Below are 315 nucleotides of genomic sequence, written 5' to 3' on the forward strand. Positions count from 1 at the left end.
CCCACGTCCGCGTAGTAGTAGGCCAGGTCGGGGCCGATCGGGAAGGTCAGGAAGGAGGCGCCACGGCCGAGCCTGACCGACCACACGGCCTCCGCGTCCCCGCGCGGGGCGAGCAGACGCCAGGCGTGCAGCCCCGACGGCCGGAGCCCGGCGTCCCCGAACACCAGCCGGCGCACCGTCGAGTGCGCGCCGTCGGCCCCGATCACGAGGTCGTAGCGTCCGGTGGCGCCGTCGTCGAAGGTGACGTCCACGCCCGGCCCGTCCGGGACCACGGTGAGCGGGCTCGCCCCCCACCGGATCTTGGCGTCCGGCACG

Annotated in this window: 1 pseudogene; it reads right to left on the minus strand. The window is 75.9% G+C overall.

Annotation, left to right across the window (positions count from 1 at the left end):
* Positions 1-315, minus strand: a pseudogene (locus tag PROKR_RS36540) (hypothetical protein); the annotation flags it as partial.

The organism is Promicromonospora kroppenstedtii DSM 19349, assembly GCF_000515355.1.
Taxonomy (GTDB): domain Bacteria; phylum Actinomycetota; class Actinomycetes; order Actinomycetales; family Cellulomonadaceae; genus Promicromonospora; species Promicromonospora kroppenstedtii.